This is a genomic window from Microbacterium sp. HMWF026, from assembly GCF_003061325.1.
GTDB lineage: Bacteria > Actinomycetota > Actinomycetes > Actinomycetales > Microbacteriaceae > Microbacterium > Microbacterium testaceum_E.
Genome location: NZ_QAJB01000118.1, coordinates 1 through 4563 on the forward strand (window position 1 = coordinate 1; position 4563 = coordinate 4563).

Annotated in this window: 2 protein-coding genes; both read right to left on the reverse strand. The window is 75.1% G+C overall.

Annotated features, from left to right (window positions below; all coding sequences use genetic code 11):
* Positions 1 to 111: 111 nt before the first annotated feature.
* Entirely contained in the window at positions 112 to 1626 is a 1515-nt protein-coding gene (locus DBR36_RS05410) for an alpha-N-arabinofuranosidase (protein ID WP_108317911.1), read from the reverse strand.
* Between the two features lie 74 nt (positions 1627 to 1700).
* Positions 1701 to 4563, reverse strand: a 2863-nt coding sequence (locus DBR36_RS05415) for an aldehyde dehydrogenase family protein (protein ID WP_108317912.1), incomplete at its 5' end; no start/stop codon positions are given.

Here is a 4563-nt window from a genome sequence, read left to right on the forward strand (position 1 = left end):
CGAGATGTCAGCGGGGTGCAGTCTCGCGGCGCGGAGCGGCCGTGACCGGACCGCGCGCGGCGCGCGGACCGCGGCGCCCGCACGGCGTGCGACGCGCGGCGCGAGGCGGCCTCACCCCGCGCGGCGCAACGCCACGGCGGCCCAGGCGACCGGTGGCAGGGTGACGAACAGGATGCCGTCGGCCACCCGCGTCTCGAGGGCCCGGGGCCGTACCCGCTCGGGGTCGTCCAGCGTGTTGCTCGCCCGGGGATCGTCATCGTGCAGCGCGTGCGCTTCGACGACCTCGACGTCGCCGAGGCCGCGCACATCGATCTCGAGCTCGACGGGGTGGTCGAGGCCGCGGTGCACCAGGAACACCGCGCTCTCGCCCGTGGCGTCGTCGTGGGTGGCCACGGCATCCACGATCGGAACCGTCCCGTGGCGGGCGGTGTCGACCGTGCCCGCGTCGATCTGCACGCGCACGGTCGCGCCGCGCGCCAGTCGCGAGGTCAGGGCGAACGGGAAGAACGTCGTCTGCCGCCAGGCCGGTCCGCCCGGTTCGGTCATGATGGGCGCGATCACGTTGACGAGCTGGGCGAGGGACGCGGATGCCACGCGGTCGGCGTGCGCGAGCAGCGAGATCATCAGGCTGCCGAAGACGACGGCATCCATCACCGAGTACACGTCCTCGAGCAGACGCGGTGCGATCGGCCAGTCGTCGATCGCGGTGGGTTTGACCGCGTCGACGCGGTCGATATACCAGACGTTCCACTCGTCGAAGGAGATGTCGATGCGCTTGGTGCTGCCGCGCGCGGCGCCGACGTGGTCGGCGGTGGCGACGACGGCCTCGATGAAGCGGTCCATGTCGACCGCCGAGGCGAGGAACGACGCGGCGTCGCCGTCGTGCTCCTGGTAGTAGGCGTGGCACGAGATCATGTCGACGTCGTCGTAGGTGTGCTGCAGAACGACGCGTTCCCACTCGCCGAAGGTGGGCATCTGCGCGCCCGACGAGCCGCACACGACCAGCTCGATCGAGGGGTCGAGCTGCCGCATGCCCTTCGCGGTCCGTGCGGCGATCCTGCCGTAGTCGTCGGCCGAGCGGTGGCCGAGCTGCCAGGGCCCGTCCATCTCGTTGCCGAGGCACCACACGCGCACGTCGAAGGGCTCGGCGCGACCGTTGGCGATGCGTTGCTCCGACAGCGTGGAGCCGCCGGGGACGTTGGCGTACTCGAGCAGGTCGATCGCCTCGAGCGTGCCGCGCGTTCCGAGGTTGACCGCGAGCATGAGGTCGCTGCCGGCCTTGTCGAGCCAGTCGGCGAACTCGTGCAGCCCCACCTCGTTGGTCTCGGTCGAGTGCCACGCGAGGTCGAGGCGCCGCGGGCGCTGCTCACGCGGGCCGACGCTGTCCTCCCAGCGGAACCCCGAGACGAAGTTGCCGCCCGGGTAGCGGATCGTCGAGACGCCGAGTTCGCGCACGAGCTCGAGCACGTCGCGGCGGAAGCCCTGCTCGTCCGCGGCGGGGTGGGCGGGCTCGTGGATGCCGTCGTAGATGTGACGTCCGAGGTGTTCGACGAATCCGCCGAACAGGCGGCGACGGACGGCGCCGATCGCGAAGCGGGGGTCGACGGTGAGTCGGGCAGCGGTCATCGGTGCTCCTTGCGGTCGGCGCCGACGCTACCCGGAGGGGCGTGGGCGGCCGAACGTTTTCGAAACCCGCACGCTCAGATGACCGCGGCGCTCCACGGGTCGGGACGACCGAAGCGCCACGCCCCGATCGACACCGCCTGCTCGCGCAGGAACGGCAGCAGCTCGAGTCGGCCGGCGGTGGTGACCTCTCCCGCATAGACCGTCGTCGACACGTCGGCCCCGACGGTCTCGGCGACCGCCGCGCGCAGCGTCGCGACCGTCTCGGCCGGGCCCACCAGGCGGATCCGCCGCGGACGGGGCGCGGTCGCGAGCGGCTCTCCGTCGCCGTCGTCCGGGATGCCGCCCGCCAGACGCTGCAGCCACTGCTCGTCGGTCTCGACCGACACCGCGACGCCGCTCTCTCCGAGCAGGTGCCGCACCGGCGCGGGAAGACCCACGGGGGTGCTCAGCGTGAACGTCGATCCCGAGCGCACGGCGGCGACCAGTACGCGCAGCACCGCCTGCCACGACGCGTCGCCCGTGGCGCGCACGGCGACGTCGGCCGGCCGGTAGCGCCGGAGGTTGCGCTCGACGCCCAGGCGCGAGACGTCCTGCACGCGGCCGAACTCGCGGTCCCAGGCGACCGCGTCCGAGAGGGCTCCGCGCCGAAGCCAGTCGAACGCCTCGTACGACAGGGTCGGCTGGGCCGCCTCGATCAGGGCGGTGATCCGGCTGTCGAGGCCGCGCAGGTGCAGCGTCGACGACGAGGCACCGCCGGTCGAGGGCCGCCACGATCCGAGGGTCACGAGCCGGTTCGGGCCGCCGGCCATCGCGCCGTCGCCGACGGCCGCGTCACCCCATCCGCCGAGGGGCTCGCGCTGCACGACGGCGCCCGTCGCGGGACGGTTGACCCGCAGCACCGCGGCCTCGACCCCGTCGAGCCAGAGCTCGAGGTCGGCGGTGTCGCGCGTGTGCAGCCCCGCGATGAAGCCCGAGCCGATCGCGTTCTGCACCTCGATCGCGCGGGTGAGGGTGGGAACGTGCAGGATGCCGAGCACCGGGGCGGCCACCGCGGTCCGGGCCAGGTGCGACCCGGCGGTGACCCCCGTGCGCACGCCCGGCGACCAGAAGCGTCCGGCCGTCTCGGGGCCGAGGTCGAGCTCGCGCGGCTCGACGAGCCAGCGCTCCCCCTCGCCCAGCACCGTCAACGCGCGGCGCACCTCGCCCGCGGGCTCTTCGACGAGCGGACCCACGTCTGAGAGCGGGTCGTCGGCGGGACCCACGCGCAGAGAGGTCACGGCATCCTTCAGCTGCTCCTGGAAGGCGTGCGAACGTCCGACGGCTCCGACCACGATGGCGAGCGAGACGGCGGTCGCCGCTTGCCCGGCGCGAGGGAAGGCGGACGCGACCAGGTCGGTGACCGCATCGTCGAGGTCGGCCGACGGGGCCACGACGGCGACGTTGCGACCGGCGGTGAGGGCCTGCAGGCGCAGAGCGGGTCGCCACGCGGCGAAGCGCTCGGCGGTGCCGCGGGCCCCGCTCAGCAGCGCGCGGTCGACCCCCGGGTGCACGACGAGGGTGCGGCCCGAGGCCTCTTCGTCGAGGTCGACGAAGGCGAGCAGGTCACGGGGCACGCCCGCGGCCCACAGGGCTTCGGCGACCACCGCCCCCGCCCGCCGCGCGCGGGGCGACGGCGTCAGCAGCACGCCCGATCCCGCGGCCAGAGCGGCGAGCGTCTCGGCGGCGCACAGTCCCACGGGGGCGTTCCACCGGGGGGCGACGACGGTGACGCGGTCGGGGACGAACACCGCCCCGGGTACGCGGTCGAGCTCCTTCGCGGTGGCGGCGTAGTAGGCCGCCGCGTCGACGGCCTGGCTCACCTCGGCGTCGGCCTCGCTCAGCAGCGCCCCGCCCTCCGAGGCCAGCACCTCGATCAGCTCGGCGCGCCGCTCCTCGAGCGTGCGGGCCGCCGCGTGCAGCACCGTCGCGCGCTCGGCGGCGGCGAGGGCGCCCCACGGTTCGGCGGCGGCGCCGACTCGGGCGACCACCTCGTCGATCCCGGCGGCGTCGTCGACGCGCCCCGCGGCGGCGGTCGCGTCGCCCGCGGTCGAGGTCGCCGCGCGCGAGAGCGCCTGCAGCGCCCAGGCGCGGTCGTCGGGCAGCGAGGGGTCGGTGTCGCCGACGTGGGCGAAACCGGGAGCGCCACCGGCGAGTTCTGCGCTCTCGCGCACCGAGAAGACGGCGGTGTCGACGAACGCCTGCCCGCCGAACAGCATCTGCTGCACGTCCGGCCCGAGGGCGGAGGTGTCGGCGGATGCCACGGCCTCGCGCGCGATGCCGAGCACCGCCTGCGTCAGCCCCGGGTCGGCGGTGTCGGCGTCGAGGCGGTCGCGCAGGATCGCCGGGTCGACCTCGACCCCGCGTCGGCCCGTGCGAGCGGCGGGGTGCGGCAGATCGGCGGCGGCCAGGGCCCGGCGCACGCGCAGGGTCGCCCCGTCGGCGGGCTCGTCGGCATCCGCCTCGGGCTCGTCGTCCCGCGCGCTCGCGTGCACGATCGCGCCCTCGGCATGGGCATGGGCCACGCGGGCGGCGACCGCGTCGAGATCATCGGGGTGCACGACCGCGGTGGCCGTGATCGTCGGCGCGTCGGGCTGCCACGACGCCCCGCGGGGCAGGACGAGCCGCACCGTGGCATCCGCCTCTTCGGACAGGGCGAGGACGATCGCGGCGCGGACGGGGTCGACCGTGGCGACCTCGACGTCGAAGCCCTCGACGCCGCGCGGGCTGAGCGCGTCGCGCAGGGCGCGCACGAAGAACGCGTCCACGTCGGCGCGGGCCGTGACGGCGGGGGATTCCCAGCCGTGGCGGGCGGCGTCCACCGCGTCGCGTCCGCCGAGCCGATCGTCGATGAGGCGCAGGGTCAGGCGCGACCCGCCCGCGGCCGCGCGGACCCGGGCC

What these genes read in the sequence shown, in the direction of transcription:
- DBR36_RS05410 (WP_108317911.1), bottom strand. Translation starts at nt 1,626, where the DNA reads ATGACCGCTGCCCGACTCACCGTCGACCCCCGCTTCGCGATCGGCGCC.